Annotated in this window: 13 protein-coding genes; 3 read left to right on the top strand and 10 right to left on the bottom strand. The window is 45.7% G+C overall.

The window, feature by feature from the left end; all coding sequences use genetic code 11:
- Nucleotides 1-4: 4 nt before the first annotated feature.
- Nucleotides 5-2,104: a response regulator gene (locus tag DOM22_RS17680; protein ID WP_142701637.1), complete on the top strand. Its 2,100-nt coding sequence runs from the start codon at nt 5-7 to the stop codon at nt 2,102-2,104.
- On the opposite strand, the gene DOM22_RS17675 is transcribed toward DOM22_RS17680, so the two are convergent.
- Entirely contained in the window at nt 2,101-3,288 is a 1,188-nt protein-coding gene (locus tag DOM22_RS17675) for a CCA tRNA nucleotidyltransferase (RefSeq protein ID WP_142701636.1), read from the bottom strand. The genes DOM22_RS17680 and DOM22_RS17675 overlap by 4 nt on opposite strands.
- A gap of 77 nt (nt 3,289-3,365) precedes the next feature.
- On the opposite strand from DOM22_RS17675, the gene DOM22_RS17670 reads away from it, so the two are divergent.
- Both DOM22_RS17670 and DOM22_RS17665 read left to right on the top strand, forming a co-directional pair.
- Nucleotides 3,366-4,181, top strand: coding sequence for an alpha/beta fold hydrolase (locus tag DOM22_RS17670; protein ID WP_142701635.1), 816 nt, complete (start codon nt 3,366-3,368; stop codon nt 4,179-4,181).
- A gap of 45 nt (nt 4,182-4,226) precedes the next feature.
- On the top strand, nt 4,227-5,876 hold the full coding sequence (locus DOM22_RS17665) for a DEAD/DEAH box helicase (protein WP_142701634.1): 1,650 nt from the start codon (nt 4,227-4,229) through the stop codon (nt 5,874-5,876).
- Nucleotides 5,877-5,936: 60 nt separating this feature from the next.
- Here the strand turns inward: DOM22_RS17665 and DOM22_RS17660 are convergent, their stop codons facing one another.
- From DOM22_RS17660 to DOM22_RS17620, 9 genes are all read right to left on the bottom strand, one after another.
- A complete protein-coding gene (locus DOM22_RS17660) occupies nt 5,937-6,620 on the bottom strand; it encodes an ankyrin repeat domain-containing protein (RefSeq protein WP_142701633.1) in 684 nt (227 codons plus the stop codon).
- A complete protein-coding gene (locus DOM22_RS17655) occupies nt 6,620-7,924 on the bottom strand; it encodes a D-alanyl-D-alanine carboxypeptidase (protein ID WP_142701632.1) in 1,305 nt (434 codons plus the stop codon). Before DOM22_RS17655 ends, DOM22_RS17660 begins: the two co-directional genes overlap by 1 nt.
- Nucleotides 7,925-8,281: 357 nt before the next feature.
- Nucleotides 8,282-10,180: a hypothetical protein gene (locus tag DOM22_RS17650; RefSeq protein WP_142701631.1), complete on the bottom strand. Its 1,899-nt coding sequence runs from the start codon at nt 10,178-10,180 to the stop codon at nt 8,282-8,284.
- 88 nt (nt 10,181-10,268) lie between these two features.
- Entirely contained in the window at nt 10,269-11,273 is a 1,005-nt protein-coding gene (gene hemH / locus DOM22_RS17645) for a ferrochelatase (RefSeq protein WP_142701630.1), read from the bottom strand.
- The gene (locus DOM22_RS17640) at nt 11,266-12,477 is read right to left on the bottom strand and encodes an NAD(P)/FAD-dependent oxidoreductase (RefSeq protein WP_142701629.1); all 1,212 of its coding nucleotides are present in this window, start codon (nt 12,475-12,477) and stop codon (nt 11,266-11,268) included. Before DOM22_RS17640 ends, hemH begins: the two co-directional genes overlap by 8 nt.
- Nucleotides 12,474-13,823 carry an oxygen-independent coproporphyrinogen III oxidase gene (gene hemN, locus DOM22_RS17635; protein ID WP_142702298.1) on the bottom strand — a complete coding sequence of 450 codons (1,350 nt, stop codon included), beginning with the start codon at nt 13,821-13,823 and terminating at the stop codon, nt 12,474-12,476. The genes DOM22_RS17640 and hemN overlap by 4 nt, the downstream gene beginning before the upstream one ends.
- Entirely contained in the window at nt 13,823-14,845 is a 1,023-nt protein-coding gene (locus DOM22_RS17630; protein WP_142701628.1) for a uroporphyrinogen decarboxylase family protein, read from the bottom strand. The genes hemN and DOM22_RS17630 overlap by 1 nt, the downstream gene beginning before the upstream one ends.
- Nucleotides 14,842-15,522: a response regulator transcription factor gene (locus DOM22_RS17625; protein ID WP_246845738.1), complete on the bottom strand. Its 681-nt coding sequence runs from the start codon at nt 15,520-15,522 to the stop codon at nt 14,842-14,844. The genes DOM22_RS17630 and DOM22_RS17625 overlap by 4 nt, the downstream gene beginning before the upstream one ends.
- Nucleotides 15,519-16,364: a HAMP domain-containing sensor histidine kinase gene (locus DOM22_RS17620; protein WP_142701627.1), complete on the bottom strand. Its 846-nt coding sequence runs from the start codon at nt 16,362-16,364 to the stop codon at nt 15,519-15,521. The genes DOM22_RS17625 and DOM22_RS17620 overlap by 4 nt, the downstream gene beginning before the upstream one ends.
- Nucleotides 16,365-16,367 lie beyond the last annotated feature (3 nt).

Below are 16,367 nucleotides of genomic sequence, written 5' to 3'. Positions count from 1 at the left end.
GTATATGAAAAAAAATGATCTGCTCGAACTAGAAATTCGCAAAGTGGACCTGTTGTTGGGTCAAAGCTTTACTGCCATGGTGGCAGTTTTGACGACCGCCTATTTTTATACGTTTGTGGCATGGGATACGGTCTCCCACAAGTTCATCATCGGCTGGTTTTTAACGATTAATATTTATGCAGCCCTGAGCCTGGGCATTGTGCCCTTCTGGAATGAAGCCAAAGATAAAATACAAAGCATTGAACAACTGAACATTTGGAAAAGAGCCAAGTACTGTCTGCTTTCCGTTTCGGGACTGAGTTGGGGAGCCATGGGATTTATGGCACCGTGGACGGGGACCACTGTTCAGAATTTAACGGCGATGTTGATTGCGGTTATGACCGCGGGCGGGATGATACTTTACGTGTCCAACCGTACGGCAATGCTGTGTGTGGTAGGACCGACAATTGTGGGTTGGGCTTTGGGTTATGTCGTTTCGGGTCAGCCTCATACGTACTTGGTTGGTACGATCATGTTGATCTATCTGGCGTTGGTGATTGTTCTGGGGCGCTCTTTGAATCGTTCCATCCTGACTTTGTTCAGCGTCGATAAAATTTTACTGCGCAGTGAAGAGCGCGTGCGCATGGCCATGGCTTCTTCGGAAGCGATGACTTGGGACTGGGATATCCAGGAAGACATGATTTACCGCGAGGGCAATCTGCAGCTTTTACCAGAACAGGCTTTGTTAAAAGATATTCTACGCTCTAATTTTCATGAAAATCGTGAATTGGATTTTGAATTTTTGCTGGCGAGTGAAAACGGCGGAGCACGCTCGTTGGCATTTCGTGGAAAAATCGAACGCTGTGAGGCCGGCAATGTATTGCGTACATCAGGTATTGTCTGGGATGTAACGATCAAGCGTAATCAAGACTTCCTTCGTCGTGAAAGAGATCTCCACGAAGCAGCCAACGAGGCAAAATCAGTTTTGTTGGCCAACGCCAGCCACGAGATTCGTACTCCGCTCGCAGCCATTTTGGGGTTTTCAGAAGCTATGCTGGCTAATCCGAATTTGGATGAGGCCGCTTACAAAGACATTCATGCTATCCAAAGGCAGGGTAAGTTCATGACGTCCCTGGTGAATGATCTTTTAGATTTATCGAAAATTGAAAGTAAAAAGCTGTTCCTGCAGAATGCCCCGATGAGTCCGGTTCAGGAAATCGAGGATTCGGTTTCGGTGATTCGCACCGTGATCAATGCCCGACATCGACTGACCTTGAAGTACATGACCTTGCTGCCAGATGAAATTCAAATGGATTCGGTTCGCTTCCGTCAGGTGTTAATCAATCTTCTTTCCAATGCGGTGAAGTTCACTCCGCAGGGAGAAATTCAAGTTCTGGTTTCTTTTGGAATGGATACCGAAAATCAAGGCACATTAAGAATTCGTGTCACTGATTCTGGTATCGGTATGAATGTGCAGACGCAGATGAATCTGTTCCAACCATTCATGCGAGGGGAAAGTCGCGAAGTTCAAAAAGTCGTGGGCTCAGGCTTGGGTCTTGCGTTGTCTCAACGTCTGGCGCGCCTGTCAGGTGGGGATTTGTGTTTGATTGAGTCGGTTGAAGGCAAGGGCAGTATCTTTGAATACTCCATCAGTGTTGGATCTGTGACGCCATTAAAGTTGGTAGAAGCTCACCATGCCAATCGCATGGTTCTGGAGCGTAATTTGCCGCAGAATAAAAATTCTGAATATCTGAAGGACCGCCGTATTTTAGTGGTGGATGATTCCGAAGATCTGCGCAATCTGATGCATCGTTATTTGCTTCGTCACGGGGCCATGGTGGATATCTGTGACAGTGGTGCCGGGGCTGTTTCTTACGCCCTGAAAGCGGAAGGCTATGATTTGATTTTGATGGATATTAAAATGCCTGGAATGTCAGGTCATGAGGCTGCGAAAGAGTTGCGGGCCCGCGGTTATATAAAACCTATCGTAGCGCTTACAGCCCAAGCGAGCTCTGAAGGACAAAGAGAATGTCTGAATTCAGGTTTTGATGGGTATTTGAGTAAGCCGATTGATATGTCGATGCTGGAAGAAGTGCTTGCTAAAACACTTCTGGCCCGCGTTTAGTGCGTTGGCGTAACTTTGCCGCCCGTGAATTTTTCCAACTGTTGCATCCAGTAGTGAGTCTCAGACGCTGACAAAGAGAAATCCATCATCGAAAGCTTCATCGCCAAACCAAAAGCTTCATTTAAAACGAAAGCCATCTGACGACGCTCGCCCTTGCGGGAATAATTGTCGATTTTTTTAAGTCCCGACATCAAATGTAAAGCTTTAAAGAAAACAGCCGCTTCTTGTTTGAAGATCCCCATTTCCTCGCGCATGAAATAAGCCAATTTTGGATCATTCAGAATTTCATCGTGATTCCATTGGCCCTCACCGTATTGTGCTTTCATAAAAGCAAACATCACACCTGCAAACAATTCCAATGGGTCTTGCTTGTTGATGCCGACTTGCGTGATGCGAGCCAAATGCATTTCAAATAATTCCATCTTTGCCGGATCCATAAAGACCGAGTGCAAGCCTGGAAGAATTTGTTCAAGAATATGCAAATCGAAAAGTTCCATGAACGCTAAATGGGGTTCATCCAGGCGCAGGAATTTCAACCATTCTTCACGACGACGAGGCAGAACTGATTTTTTCAGTTCTGCGCTGGTTTCCACGATCGCATGGCGCATGCTTGATTCAATCGAGAAGTGAAGCTTGTGAGACAGACGAATTGCGCGCAAAATACGAATCGGATCTTCGATGAAGCGATCTTTCGGATCGCCGATCATACGTAAGACACGATTTTCTATATCTTGAATGCCACCGCAGAAATCGATCAGCTTGTTATTGGCTGGATCATAGAAAACAGCATTTGCAGTGAAGTCACGGCGTTTAGCGTCCTCTTCTACAGTTCCGAAATAGTTATCACCTTCGATCGTGTCCTCTTCCGGAGTGGCTGCGATTTCTTCGGCACTAACATTGCGGCGGAAAGTAGCAACTTCGAACTGCAGATCGCCACGTTTCACCAAAACAAGCTTGAAACGGCGACCAATGACATAGGCATTGGGAACTTTTTTACGAACTTGATTGGGGTGAGCGCTAGTTGCGATGTCGAAATCTTTCGGATGAATTCCCACCATCAGATCGCGCACGCATCCGCCCACCAGATAGGTTTCAAAACCAGAATCTTGGAGGTTTTTGACAATTCTTAATGCGTAAGGATCAATCCAGTCTTCATGAAGCTGGGGCTTTTTCGAGGAACTCATTGTCGCTGAATCTACTCTCCTTCGTTCCAAAATTCAAACTTGAAATACCCCTTCAAGGGGCGCAGGATAGGTTCGATATGGCATACTTGGACAATTTCAATCACCAGTTCTATGGTCCAGTTGATGGGCGAAAATGGGTCTTTATTCACGGGCTTATGGGGTACGGACAAAATTGGCGCCGGATCATTTCGGGGCTTGAGGCCTCTGAAAGATGCCTGGCATACGATCAGCGCGGGCATGGGCGCTCTTTTCAGCCTGAATCGGGCTACTCGCCTGAAGATTACGCTAACGACTTAAAACAGATTGTCGACGAACTTGGCTGGAAAAAGTTTATTCTGGTGGGTCACTCCATGGGAGGGCGGAACGTTTTGGCCTTTGCCTCCATGTATCCAGAGTATGTTGAAAAACTGATCGTGGAAGACATCGGCCCGGAAGCAGCACCGAACGCCTATGAGTACTATGAGTATCTCTTAAATCTGGCGCCGACGCCGTTTGCCTCTCGAGAGGAAGCTCGTAAGTTTTTCATGGAAGACTTCGTTAAAATCGCTAAGACGCGAGAAAAAGTCGAAGTCATGGCTCAGTACTTTTACTCGAATATGGTTGAAAAACCGGACGGGACCGTTGATTGGCGCTTTTCCAAGTATGGTATCATTGAATCAGTGAAGGCCGGGCATACGTTTGATCGTTGGGACCAAGTCCGTGGCCTTAAAATGCCGACCCTTTGGATTCGGGGAGAGAAATCTCAAGAGCTAAAATCTGACGTTTATCAGAGAATATTGGCCGAGAACCCGATGATTAAGGGCGTCGAAATCCCTGGGGCTGGACATTGGGTCCATTCAGATCAGCCTCAGGCCTTTATAGAGAGCCTAAAAAGCTTTGTTGGTGACTTTTAGGGCACCGAAAAGTAGGTTTGGGCTTACGAACCGGAGTATAAGAAATTGAAATTCTCAGAGTTAAATTTAGATCCCGCCTTGATGACTGCTATCCAAAAAATTGGATATGAAGATTGCAGCCCGATTCAAGAGCAAGCTATGCCGTATATCTTGGATGGTAAAGACGTTGCTGGCCTAGCCCAAACAGGTACAGGCAAAACAGCTGCCTTCGTTCTTCCTTTGATGGAGCGTATTTTGCGCGCTCGCCCAGTTCACGGTGAAGTGACTGACGCAGAAAAAGAAATCATCGAAAAACGCGCCTTCAAAGACTGGAAACCACAGAACTTTATTTTGGTTTTGGTTCCCACTCGCGAATTGGCAGAGCAAGTTCAAGATAACATTATTAAGTTCGGTGCTGACAGCGGCCTTCGTGGTTTCGCAATTTATGGTGGCACTGGCTATGACAAACAAAAAGAAGCTCTTAAAAACGGCGTCGAGTTCATCGTAGCAACTCCAGGCCGTTTGATCGATTTGTACAAAGAACATTTGGTGGATTTGAAGCAAGTTCGCGCGATCGTATTCGATGAAGCGGACCGCATGTTCGACATGGGCTTTAAAGACGACATGAAGTTCATTTTGCAAAGAGTGCCTCGCGAACGTCAGTTCTTGGTATTCTCTGCAACCTTGAATTTTGATGTTTTGAACACGGCCTACCAATTTGGTTCAGAGCCGGTTGAAATCAACATCAGCCGTGACCAAGCCAAAGCTGAAAATGTGAAAGACCAAATCTTCCACGTGGGCAACGCTGAAAAACCTCAGCATCTTTTGTCTTTGCTTAAATTGCACAATCCAAAACAAGCGATCATCTTCACGAACTTTAAAATGAACGTGGAAAAGATCACGAAATTCTTGATTGATAACGATGTGCCAGCAATGGCGATCTCCAGTCTTTTGACTCAAGCTCAACGCAATCGCGTGATCGAACAGTTCAAAGCGGAAAACCATCTGAACATTCTGGTGGCGACGGACGTTGCTGCTCGTGGTTTGGACATCAAAGGTGTTGACCTGGTTATCAACTATGAATTGCCAATGGATTCTGAATCATACGTTCACCGTATCGGCCGTACGGGTCGCGCGGGTACGACAGGTCAGGCTTTCTCCATGGTGGGCGAAAAAGATATCGAGTCTTTGACTCGTATCGAAGATTATTTGAAACACAAAGTTGAAGTGGGCTATTTGGAAAATGATCAGCTACTTCAAGAGTTCAAACCATTCCCAGATCGTTTCGAAGGCCATTATCCAAAATCATTGGATGGTGAGCGCGGAGAGCGTGGTCCTCGTCGTGAGGGTGGTCGCAGTGGCGGTGGAAACCGTGATCGCGGTCCTCGTCGTGAAGGTGACCGTGGCCCACGTCGCGAAGGCGGTCGTGGACCTCGTGGTGAAAACCGCGGTGGCGAAAACAGACCTCCACGTGAAGAGCGCAAAGGCGCTTCAGCCGTGAAGTCTGAAGGACCTAATGCAAGACACGCTAAGCGTCCTGAGCACGGTGCTAAAACTCCAGCTCATGGCCAGCAAAAACGCGGTGACAACCGCCAAGGCCAAGGTGCTCACAAACGTCACGAGCCACGCAAAGGTGCAAGCGCTGCTCGCAGACCACCAGCGAAGCAAACGATCGGTAAAAAGATCTCCAGCTTCATCAAAAAGCTTTTCTCTTAAAAAACAAAACCCCGGCAAAACCGGGGTTTTTTTATTTCTTTAAATGTTATAAGCGCGCGATTAATTTTTAGCAGAGTCGATGGCTTTCGCCTTTTTCGTCAGAAGATCTGAAAGGCTTTTATTCTTCATCTCTTTGGAAAGATCCAAAGCTGTTTTTCCGTCGTTATTTTTAATGGTTACGTCAGCGCCATTATCCACCAGAAGTTTTGCGATCTTAGGATAACCCGCCACGATGGATTCCATCAGAGCTGTATTGCCTAAAGCATTTGTCTGGTTGATGACCTTTTTATTTTTTTGCAGGATCAGACGGGTCGTTTTCTCGCTGCTTTTAGCAGCTGTGATTAGCAACGTGTCTTTGTTTTCAGAAAGAACCGCGACATCCACTTTAGCGCCCGCAGTAATCAAAGTTTTCGCAGCGGCATCCTGATCGTTCGAAACAGCCAGAGCCAAGGCTGTATCGCCGAATTTATTTCTTTGTTCCAGATTCGCATTTTTTTGCATCAACAAATTCAACGCCTTCACGTTCCCGTTCATGGCGGCTGCCATCAGGGGTGTGATTCCATCAGAGTCACCCACACCCGGATCGAAAGTTTTAGATTGGATTTGCTGTTGAACTTCTTTGTTCTTTTGAAGCTCGATCGCTTTGTTTAAGTTCTCGACGGTGTATCCGCTGGCACGAACAGGGCCAAAAACGGTGAACATCGCAACCAGAACATAAAAAATCCAAAGCGTCACACTGATCATTAGAACATTCCTAAATGAGGCCCGTATTCCAGAACTAGAGCCGATTGGCTATCGAATGGAAGAGGCGTAGTTTCTGAATAGTTAATTTTCTTAGAGCCATTGTTGATGGTGAACAAAGCACGGATGCGGTTTTTGATGGCATTCGCTGCAGAACCATTCTCACCCGAAGAATCTTTGTGCATCAGGATCACGAAATAGATCGTGCCGTTTCCTGTGGAAATCGTGCCTGCCAAAGTTTTCGCTTTATCCACCGTTCCGGTTTTGGCCGTCATCGCATCGCCCATAACGCCATCATAGCGAACCAATGTGGATTCGCTGTCCTTGCCAGCAACCGCCATCACGTCCGTCAAAACCAGTTTTTGCGTCGCCAAAACTTCGTTCAGGCGGATCAAAACTTTGATCATCGCAGTGCAAGTGCCTTCGTTATAGTCGTATTTCTTTTTAGAGATATAGTCCGCGTTGTTGCCGGAGCCCAAGTTGAACTCAAGATCGCGGTTGTCCATTTTCAGATTCGCTGCCAGGTAAGAATTGAACGCTGTAGTGCCACCCAAGTTCCAATACAAGTGGTCAGCCACATAGTTGTTGGACTTGTTGTTCATGTTCTTAACAATCTTATAAAGAGGCGCAGATTTGTAAACGAACGTTTGAGTCTCGTTCGTTTTTTTAAAGTCTGCTTTCGCCAGGAACGAGACGTTGCCAAATTTAATACTTGGCTTATCTTCCGGCAGCTTCACGCCCACCGATTTTGAAATCTTGCGCAAGTACGTGTAGGAGTTATCTGCGATTGGTGTGATGAAGCCATTTTCCAATTCATGCTCAACATGAGCAGCTTGTTCTGTGATATCAGCGAAAAGCTTCGTGTCGCCAGCAACAGCCACAGGTTCTTCCACGTTCCATTCCATTTGGAAGTTTTCATCGAAGGTCAAGTTTTCAACTCTTTCGATACCCAGCTGTTTCATCGTGAGCTGAGCCAAAATGAAATAGCCGACATTACGACCCATCAAAGGATCGCGGCTGCCTTCGAAATGCATGTCGTAGGCTTTAGGCCCAACTTTAGTAACGTGGATTTTAGTTTCAAAGCGGTAGTTGGCGCCCAGAGTTTCAATGGCCCACAACGAAGTCACAAGTTTGGAGATAGAAGCGAGAGGAAATTTTTCGTCTTTAGAACCGTTGCCTTCGATTTTGCCAGAGTTGGCTTTCATCGTGCATTGGGAGTTCAAATAGACTTTTGCATAAGCAGAAGATGTCGTGAAGCCGACAATCAAAGCAGTCAATGCCAGTTGGAATCTCAAGAATGACACCATTTTCCCCTTAGTTTAGATGTAATTGAGCTGGTCTACTTAGCAACTAGGGTTCGGTTAATATACTTAAAATCCTTTAATCTAAAGCTCTAAATGGAGTCGCCGGGAATATTTCTTTTCTCGACGAAGCACGGGTTTGTATTAATTTCCAAAAACTTGTTTACGACCTGTTTTCAGAGGGAAAAGGTCAAACATATGGGGAGGTTAAGCGGCCAAGCTTTTATCTCTCGAAGAGGCGCTATTTGTGGCGAAGCGAATGAAATGTCGCACTGGCTCAAATTACTCAATTAAAATCTGCGGGGAACACTCTCCCTCTGGAGGGAAATAAAAAAGGGCTTCGTGTGAAGCCCTTTTCGTTAACTATGGTTTTGTTTTTCCGCCGGTGGAATCCGTCACCAGACGCAGATCAAAGGAACGATCATTGATCAAGTTTTGGATATATAATAACGTTTGGTAAAGCTGTTGTTTTTCAAAGTTACCAAAGCGGAAATTGATCTGGTCTGATTTACGGCCCGAGAAAGTCATTTCGTAAGTCACCAATTCTTCGAAGCGATTTTCTGGCAAAAGAGTCAGAATGAAATACGCTCCGTGATCACGCCACATCGCGATTTTTTGCAAGTTTCTGAATGCTTCATAGCGAGCTTTGTCAGTCATCACCGGTTGAAGCAAGTATGCCAAGTTCACAGCAATCTTTTCGATCTTTTTATGTCTTAGCTGATCCAAGTCTTGATCTTGGGAATCAAGGTAAGCAGAGAACATTTTTTCGATCTGGCTGGCAGAGTATCTTGGAATTGCTTCGTAAGCTTCAGGGCTGATGCACACTTGGTGACGGAAGTAACCGTTCACGATGTCGCCGTTTGAGAAATCCCAGTGCTTCCAGTCGATTTGACGATAGATCCATTCTGGCAAAACATCTTCCGCACGGTTTTGCATTTTACCGAAATCTTTTTTGGAAACGTTTCTCATACGGGCTTCATAAAAGTGTGAAGTCGTAACCAAAGATCCTGGAGTCCATTGGGGATTGGAATTAAAGATAATGTGATCACCTTCTGTGATCTTGTTACCCCAGATACCATAAAAGATTTTGGACTGAGCTGATTTTTGGTAAGTGTCCAGGATGTATTGCTTCTCGATGTTATTCGAATCGTAGTTTTGCAATTTGTTTTGCGAGTACATCGTGTTTGCTTCCAGGCGCAGAATGCTCATGGAAAGTTTATAGCGAGACATGATGTCGACAGAGGTGTTGGAACCTTTAAACACGCGATCGATGCGGCGTTGATCCACAGGCAAATTGTGATCTTCCATGTACATGTCTTCAACTTCAGACATATCGGTCAAAAGTTCATTTTGCAACTCAGGACGGGAAGCTGTTGGATCGATCACTTTCAAGTTTTTGAACTTCACTTTTTTGCTCATGAAGTTATTGAAAGCTGTCGCGGCTGCAGGGTTTTTCAAATCAAACACATAGTCCAACATGAAAACGTCATTCAAAGATTTACCAAAGTTCAAAGACGCTGGTTTCAAGTCAATCCAACGCTCAAGTTTTCTGTCGACGACGCGAAGACCAACAACTTTAAGTCGGCCCAAGTAATCGATGGAAGCACTTGCACCAGTTCCGCGACTTCTCAATGTGATCAATTTCACGCGGATCTTGTCGTTTTCCATGCGATACAAGTGAATCATGAAATCACCTGACATATAAATATGTGTAGAACCGCCCAAAGAAACAGTCGGATTCAAATCGGTGTCAGCACCGATCGAGAACACGATGTTAAGCTTACCTTGAAGGGCCACGAAATCGCCGACTTTCAATTTTTGAACAGCTTTTTGGGCTGTGAAAGGGATGCGATCCAAAGTGTAGGGAAGAGCTTTGATAGAATCACCTTGAGATTTAAACTGACGGGCAAAGTAAACTTCAGTGCCTTGTTCAACGTCAAAACCAAATGGTGTGATATCACCGTTCAATAGATCGCCGACATTCACATTCGTCGTCATGATATATTTATCCAGACGAGTGTAATAGCCATCCAAGTAAGAAGGTTCAGACTTTGCTTTGTATTTCAGAGAAACGCTCAATCCATCGATGATGTCAGCACTGAGGCCAATCGTCGCACCGATATCTTGCTTCGCGATTTGTTTGCGGATTTTTTCTAGAACTTTAGAGGGTTCGAAAATATCCAAACCTGCATGGGACGGGACGGGAACAGATAGAGCCAGAGCCAATACGAACAGAACTGACTTCAAAGATGTCGTTTTCAAAGTTGCTACTCCTGAATAATTAGGACCCCAATTTTTGTTCAGGAGTTGTTGGATAGCAAACTGCAGCGGGTCAAAATAGAGTAATGTATCAACCTTGAGATTCTACGAAGCGTGCAAACTTAGAGACCCAGTTTGGATTCACGTTCACGCAAGGTACCAAGTGATAGTCCTTCCCACCAGCATGATGGAAAGTTTCCTCTCCACCGATACCGATTTCTTCCAAAGTTTCGATGCAATCAGCAACGAAGGAAGGGCACAAAACGGCGATGCTTTTTTTATCAGCAAGTTTTGCGATGGTTTCTTCTGTCGAAGGTTTCAGCCATTCCGCTCGGCCGAGGCGTGATTGATAAGACAGGCTCCATTGATCTTTGGAAAGTCCCATCTTCGTGGCCATTGAGGTTGCCGTTGCTAAACACTGGGCACGGTAGCAAGGCTTATCACACGCTCCAGGTTTTATGCAGCAATCCGGAGTGACCAAGCATCCCGCATTTACTTTCACGTGGCTTTCAGGAAGTCCGTGGAAAGAGAATAGGTAGTGAGTGACGTCTTTTCCCTTGAGGAACTCTTGCGCGATTTCCACGCTGGGATCCACAAAGGACGAGTGTTGATAGAAATCGCGGATGCTTTTAACTTTGAAATTCAGTTTCAGTTTTCTGATTTGGCGCTGAACTTCACGAAGCGAGGATCCCGTCGTTGCGTCTGCGTATTGGGGATACATAGGCGCCAACAAAACATTTTCAACTCCGGCATCGGCAAAAGCTTTTAGGGCAGAGGGAATATCTGGATCACTATAGCGCATTCCCACTTTCACCAGATATTTATCACCCAAATCCTTTTGCAGTTTTTCAGCGAATTGATTCGTATACACCGTTAAGGGAGAGCCGTTTTCCAACCAGATCTTTTTATAGTTTCCAGCAGAAATCGGACCACGCTTAGGAACAATTAAAAGATTCACTAATGGCCAACGGAAAATAAACGGCAGATTGATCACTTCCTTATCCATCAGGAAGTGCTTCAAGTATCTTTTAACATCAGGAACTTCGTAAGTGCGTGGGCTGCCAATATTTAAAAGTAAAACACCCGTTTTAGCCATGTTGACTCACAATCTTTTCGCTGAGGCGTTCACTGCGCTCCAGAATTTTACTTAAACCAATACCAGAAAGATAATTCCCGTGCAGGAAAAGACCTGCTGGGAGCGTAATTTGCGCCAATTCATTTTGAACCTTTTCAAGCTCCAGATCGTACATCGGTAAAGCACGATCCCAACGGTTGATCTTGGCATCCAGGATGCCATCTTGGCGTTTGAACAGGCGCTTTCTTTCTGTCCCAATCAAGTTCAGCAATTCTTTATCAGTCAGGTTTATTAAGTCCTGATTGTTATTGCCACCCATGATCCACGTTTCATTATAAGTTTTGTCTCGGCCTGCAAAAATATAAGGCGGCATTAACACGCCTAAAGTGCGCAGGTTCAAACCGCGAGGAATCAGACAGCCGAAGCCTTTGTATTTCGTCTGCGCCTTGTCAAAGAAGACTGTTGTGCTGATCAAGGACGACATGTGCACACGTGCTATCAGCGCTGAAACTGCAGGTGCATAAGATCTTAAAAGCTCCGTCGCAGCCGATGCTGAAGTCGCCAAAACCACAGGGCCTTGAAGGCTAGCAATATCAACAGAGGAGTTTAAATGAATTTTTACGCCCAACTTTTCTAAAGCTTGTTGCAGATGATTGACTAAATCCTGCATGCCATTTGCGCCGGTCATCATGCCGCGGAATTTTTCCCGGTCTTTATTGAATAACGGCCCTATAATTAGTGATGCACTTAGATCTTGAGGTTCGTTGGCATAAATTCCCTGTATGGCAGGTCCCAACAGAAAACGAGTCGCCGCTTTGCCCAAACGTCGAAGTCCCCAAGCTTCTAAAGTTTCAAAAGCTTTGGGTTTCAAACTCGCTTTCGCAAAAAGCACTCGCGGGACGACTTTAAAAGCCACCGCCAGAATTTCAAAAGGATTCAATGGCACAGCCTTGGGAAAGCCGCGGAAAATAAATCTTTTCTTAGAAGACTCCAAGGGCAAGGCCGGCTCAAGACCGATTTCTTGAAATAATTTTTCAGAGCGGTTTGAAAGGATCAAAGAATTGGCAGCACGCTCCGCCATTCCATGTTCGGAATAATCAGTTCCCAAAAGCCCACCCACACGAGAGGACTTTTCGTGAATTTCAACCGTGAATCCTTTTTGGGCCAGCTTTAGCGCGATGGTTAATCCCGCAAAACCGGCTCCGACCACCGTGACCTTCTTCATATAGATTGAGAGAAGATCTTAGTTTGAGGTTGTTTGCTTTTTAAGCGTTCGTCGAAGTACACGCAGGCGTTGCGCAGGAACGGGCGACCCGCTTCCAGAACAACCAGTTTGTGGTCTTGGATGACCAAAAGCTTATCGTTGATCATTTCGGCCAAGAATTCTTTCGCGCCTTGCTCTTGCTCAGCGCTTAAGAATTCCACTTCGAACTCTGTCATCAGTTTCAAAATCTGACGACGACGAACTTGATCTTCTTCTGTCAGGATGTGGCCACGCATAGTAGGCAAAACACCTTCGTTCAAAGCCTGTTCGTACAAAGGCAGAACTTTTTCATTTTGATGGAAGCTGAATGGAGTTTCAGAAATCGAGGAAACTCCCAAGCCCAAAAGAACATCGGTTCTTTGATCTGTATAACCCATAAAGTTACGATGCAGACGCTTTTCATCCATCGCGATGCTCAAGTTATCCGTCGGCAAAGCAAAGTGATCCATGCCCACTTCCACATAACCAGCTTTGATCAGAATGCCACGAGCGATTTCATAAAGCTCACGTTTTTCAGCAGCCTTAGGAAGATCTTCGTCTTTGAAAAGACGTTGTGCTGGTTTGATCCAAGGAACCAAAGCAAAGCTATAAAGAGCAATGCGATCCGGGCGCAACTTCACAGTCGCTTCGGCCGTTTCGCGGATAGATTCAGCTGTTTGTTTTGCCAAACCATAGATCAAGTCAAAGTTCACAGATGTATAACCCAGTTTGCGGGCTTCGTCTGAAAGGTTGGCTGTGATTTCCAAAGGTTGGATACGGTTTACCAGGCGCTGCACTTCGGGGTTGAAGTCTTGAACACCCATACTCACGCGGTTAAAGCCCAGCGTACGTAAAGCCTTTAATTGTTCAGCCGTCGTACGACGTGGATCGACTTCGATAGAACCTTCAAAGTGTTCTTTATCCAGGGTGCAGTCATTCACGATCGGAGTCAGAAGACGAAGCAAAGACTCAGAGGAAAGGAAAGTCGGAGTTCCGCCGCCCAAGTGGATGTGTTTCAAAGGAGATTTCAAAAGCTCTGGAACTTGTTGAGTATAAAGGTGCCATTCTTTCAAAAGCATATCCACGTAAGGAGATTCTTTCGTGTGGCTTTTCGTGATGATGTTGTTACAACCACAGAAAGTACAAAGCGTTTCACAGAAAGGAATGTGGATGTACAAAGACCAGCCGCCATCGCCTTTTTTCAATGTCGTGTTTAAATGGGAAACCCATTGCTCGCGCGTGGGATTCGTTTCCCAGTAAGGAACTGTCGGGTAAGACGTATAGCGGGGAGCTGGGACGTCGTATTTTGCTAGTAGATTTTTAATCATCATGAAAGCACCTCACGGACTGTCTCGATGAAGAGTTTGACGTTCTTTTCTGGAGTTTTCGGAAGGACACCGTGACCCAAGCCGCAAACCCAACCTGCACGCGCCTCAGGAGACATGTCCTTCATTGGTGCCAGGAAGTTTGCGACAGCTTTTTTGAAATCACCGTCTTCCATGAACAACAAGCTTTGATCGAAGTTCCCTTGGACGAAGCCTTTGTTTTGAACTTTAAAGCAATCAGGGATGTAGCAACGGTGATCGAAACCTTGGCCCGCCCATGGAAGCTCTGTGAATTCTTTATTAAAGAATGCCGGCTGAGTGCCTTTTGAATAGTAACCAATTTTCCCAGGGAATTCTTTTGCCAGAACCGAGATCACAGGCTGAATCCATTCTTTAAAGAACAACGGGGAGACTTCACCAGCCGCTGTATCAAAGATCATCACCAGCTCAACACCACCATCCAGTTGCAGTTGGATGTTCGCTTTCAAAAGTGGAAGCATCTTTTCCAAGAATTTGGGGAACATATTGATCAATACTTTGGATTGAATCAAAGAACCCGCATGGGAACCTTCGACACCGTATACGAATAATGTCCAAGGCCCACCGACGAAACCGATCAAGCTTTTGTCGCGAGGCAAGACTTCGCGAGTTGCGATCACTGCTTCTTTTTGGAACTTCATAAATTCAATCGCCGGAGCTACTTCACCCAACTGACCGATCGTTTCAGGATTTAGCTTAAATCCCAATTGTGGACCGTGAGCGTCCGTATATTTCAATCCCATACCCAAAGCTTCCAACGGGAACAAGATATCAGAGAAGAGGATGGAGACGTCAAAATCAAATTCAGCCACAGGACCGCGAGCCACTTCGGCCGCCAGTTCAGGAGTTTTGCAAAGCTCTTCAAAAGAATTTTTCTTTCTCATGCCTTGATAATGCTGGTGATAGCGCCCGGCCTGACGCATGAACCAGATAGGAGGAACTTTTTGTGCTTTTCTTTGAAGAGCGTTGTGAAAAAGAGTGTTCATGCGGGTGTTTCCTCCGTGGACCATTGGTAGCCGATGCCGCGCACAGAACGAATGTGTGCTTCTCCGTCTTCGCCCAATAGATGGCGCAGACGAACGATGATATTATCAATCGTACGGTGGCTTGGATTTTTATCAACCCCCCAGATTTCGTTCATGATTTCATCACGACTTAAAACGCGGGGTGCTTTATCAATTAATAACTGCAAGATCTTCATGTCAGTCACAGCAGGATACTCGATTTGACCCGAGTTCTTACGCACAGACATGTTGGTGAAATTAATCACGCAGGAAGTCAGTTGGACTTCCTTCAGGGGAGCATGGGAATCCAAAACGTTTTTTACGCGGATTAACAGCTCTTTCAGATGGAAAGGTTTAGGGATGTATTCAGAAGCACCTAATTCAAAGCCTTGCAGACGAGATTCCGCATCTGCTTGAGCTGTCAGGAATAAAAATAGAACCGGGGAAAGCTTTTTCATTTTAGCTGCGAGCTCAAAGCCCGTGCCGTCAGGAAGTCCCACATCCAAAATCACTAAATCAAAGTCCTTGTTTTTACTAAACAACGCCCAGGCTTCGGCAACGCTTTTGCCCCAAGAAACTTCATAGTCCTTGCGCAGGCGTTCCGTCAGGGTTTCACCCAATGACAAATCATCTTCGACCAGAAGGATCTTTCTCATCATAGATGACCCTCCGTATGGAGGATTGATTTGAAGCCAGCATTTTCAGAGGATTCGAACTTAATGTCTCCACGCATTTTTTCCATCAGACGTTTTGTAATCAAAAGTCCTATGCCGTTACCGCGGGAGTCTTTAGAATTTAGCAGTTCAGAGCCCAATTTGTTCGTTTCACCTTTAAAGCCCAAGCCATCGTCTTCAAAGATCACTTCAAGTCGGTTGCTGTTTAAGGCGCGCACGCGAATGCGAACAGTTGTGGCTTTGCCATGCAGAACAGAATTTTGCAGAAGATTTCGAACGACACTCATCAAAGCTCGGCGGTCGCCAGAAATTTTGGCATCACGCTCAAGCTCAACGGAAAGATCTGCGAATTCGCTGCGAAGGTTTGCCATCAATTGGCTCAACGACATTTCTTCGTGCAGAAGAGGACTTACTTCAAGATTGGCCAGCAACAGAGAATTTTCAAGTTGCAGATCCAGTCTTTGGATATCTGCGATCAGGCGTTTCATCACAGGCGGGCTGTTACCTTGCAAGTCTTCCTCCAAAACTTCAGCCTGCAGTCTTAAACGGGCAATTGAAGTTTTGATATCATGACTGAAAGTCGAGAAAAAGAAACGCAACCGATCGTGGCGTTGTTTATCGCGGAAGGTGAAAACAATTAGCGAAATACCACCAATTAAGATGGACCCCAAAAGAATCGAACCTTCCCAGGCGATCATGCGATGTTGGCGAGCACCTTCCAACTCCATCAAAAAGAATACCCACCACCAAGCCACAAGTGCAAACGTGAACGCGAACCAGATGATCGCGAGCACCGTTTTCAAATGTGATTTGAGGAAGTTCTTCATTTT

Origin of the sequence: Bdellovibrio sp. ZAP7 (assembly GCF_006874645.1) — a bacterium.
Classification (GTDB): domain Bacteria; phylum Bdellovibrionota; class Bdellovibrionia; order Bdellovibrionales; family Bdellovibrionaceae; genus Bdellovibrio.
Note: the sequence above shows the minus strand (reverse complement) of the source record. Positions and strands in the feature narration are given on the sequence as shown.

Coding starts and splice junctions, on each gene's coding strand:
- DOM22_RS17660 (WP_142701633.1), bottom strand. CDS start 6,620: ATGATCAGTGTGACGCTTTGGATTTTTTATGTTCTGGTTGCGATGTTC.
- hemN (WP_142702298.1), bottom strand. CDS start 13,823: ATGATTAAAAATCTACTAGCAAAATACGACGTCCCAGCTCCCCGCTAT.
- DOM22_RS17670 (WP_142701635.1), top strand. CDS start 3,366: ATGGCATACTTGGACAATTTCAATCACCAGTTCTATGGTCCAGTTGAT.
- DOM22_RS17625 (WP_246845738.1), bottom strand. CDS start 15,522: ATGATGAGAAAGATCCTTCTGGTCGAAGATGATTTGTCATTGGGTGAA.
- DOM22_RS17640 (WP_142701629.1), bottom strand. CDS start 12,477: ATGAAGAAGGTCACGGTGGTCGGAGCCGGTTTTGCGGGATTAACCATC.
- DOM22_RS17630 (WP_142701628.1), bottom strand. CDS start 14,845: ATGAACACTCTTTTTCACAACGCTCTTCAAAGAAAAGCACAAAAAGTT.
- DOM22_RS17680 (WP_142701637.1), top strand. CDS start 5: ATGAAAAAAAATGATCTGCTCGAACTAGAAATTCGCAAAGTGGACCTG.
- DOM22_RS17655 (WP_142701632.1), bottom strand. CDS start 7,924: ATGGTGTCATTCTTGAGATTCCAACTGGCATTGACTGCTTTGATTGTC.
- DOM22_RS17675 (WP_142701636.1), bottom strand. CDS start 3,288: ATGAGTTCCTCGAAAAAGCCCCAGCTTCATGAAGACTGGATTGATCCT.
- DOM22_RS17620 (WP_142701627.1), bottom strand. CDS start 16,364: ATGAAGAACTTCCTCAAATCACATTTGAAAACGGTGCTCGCGATCATC.
- hemH (WP_142701630.1), bottom strand. CDS start 11,273: ATGGCTAAAACGGGTGTTTTACTTTTAAATATTGGCAGCCCACGCACT.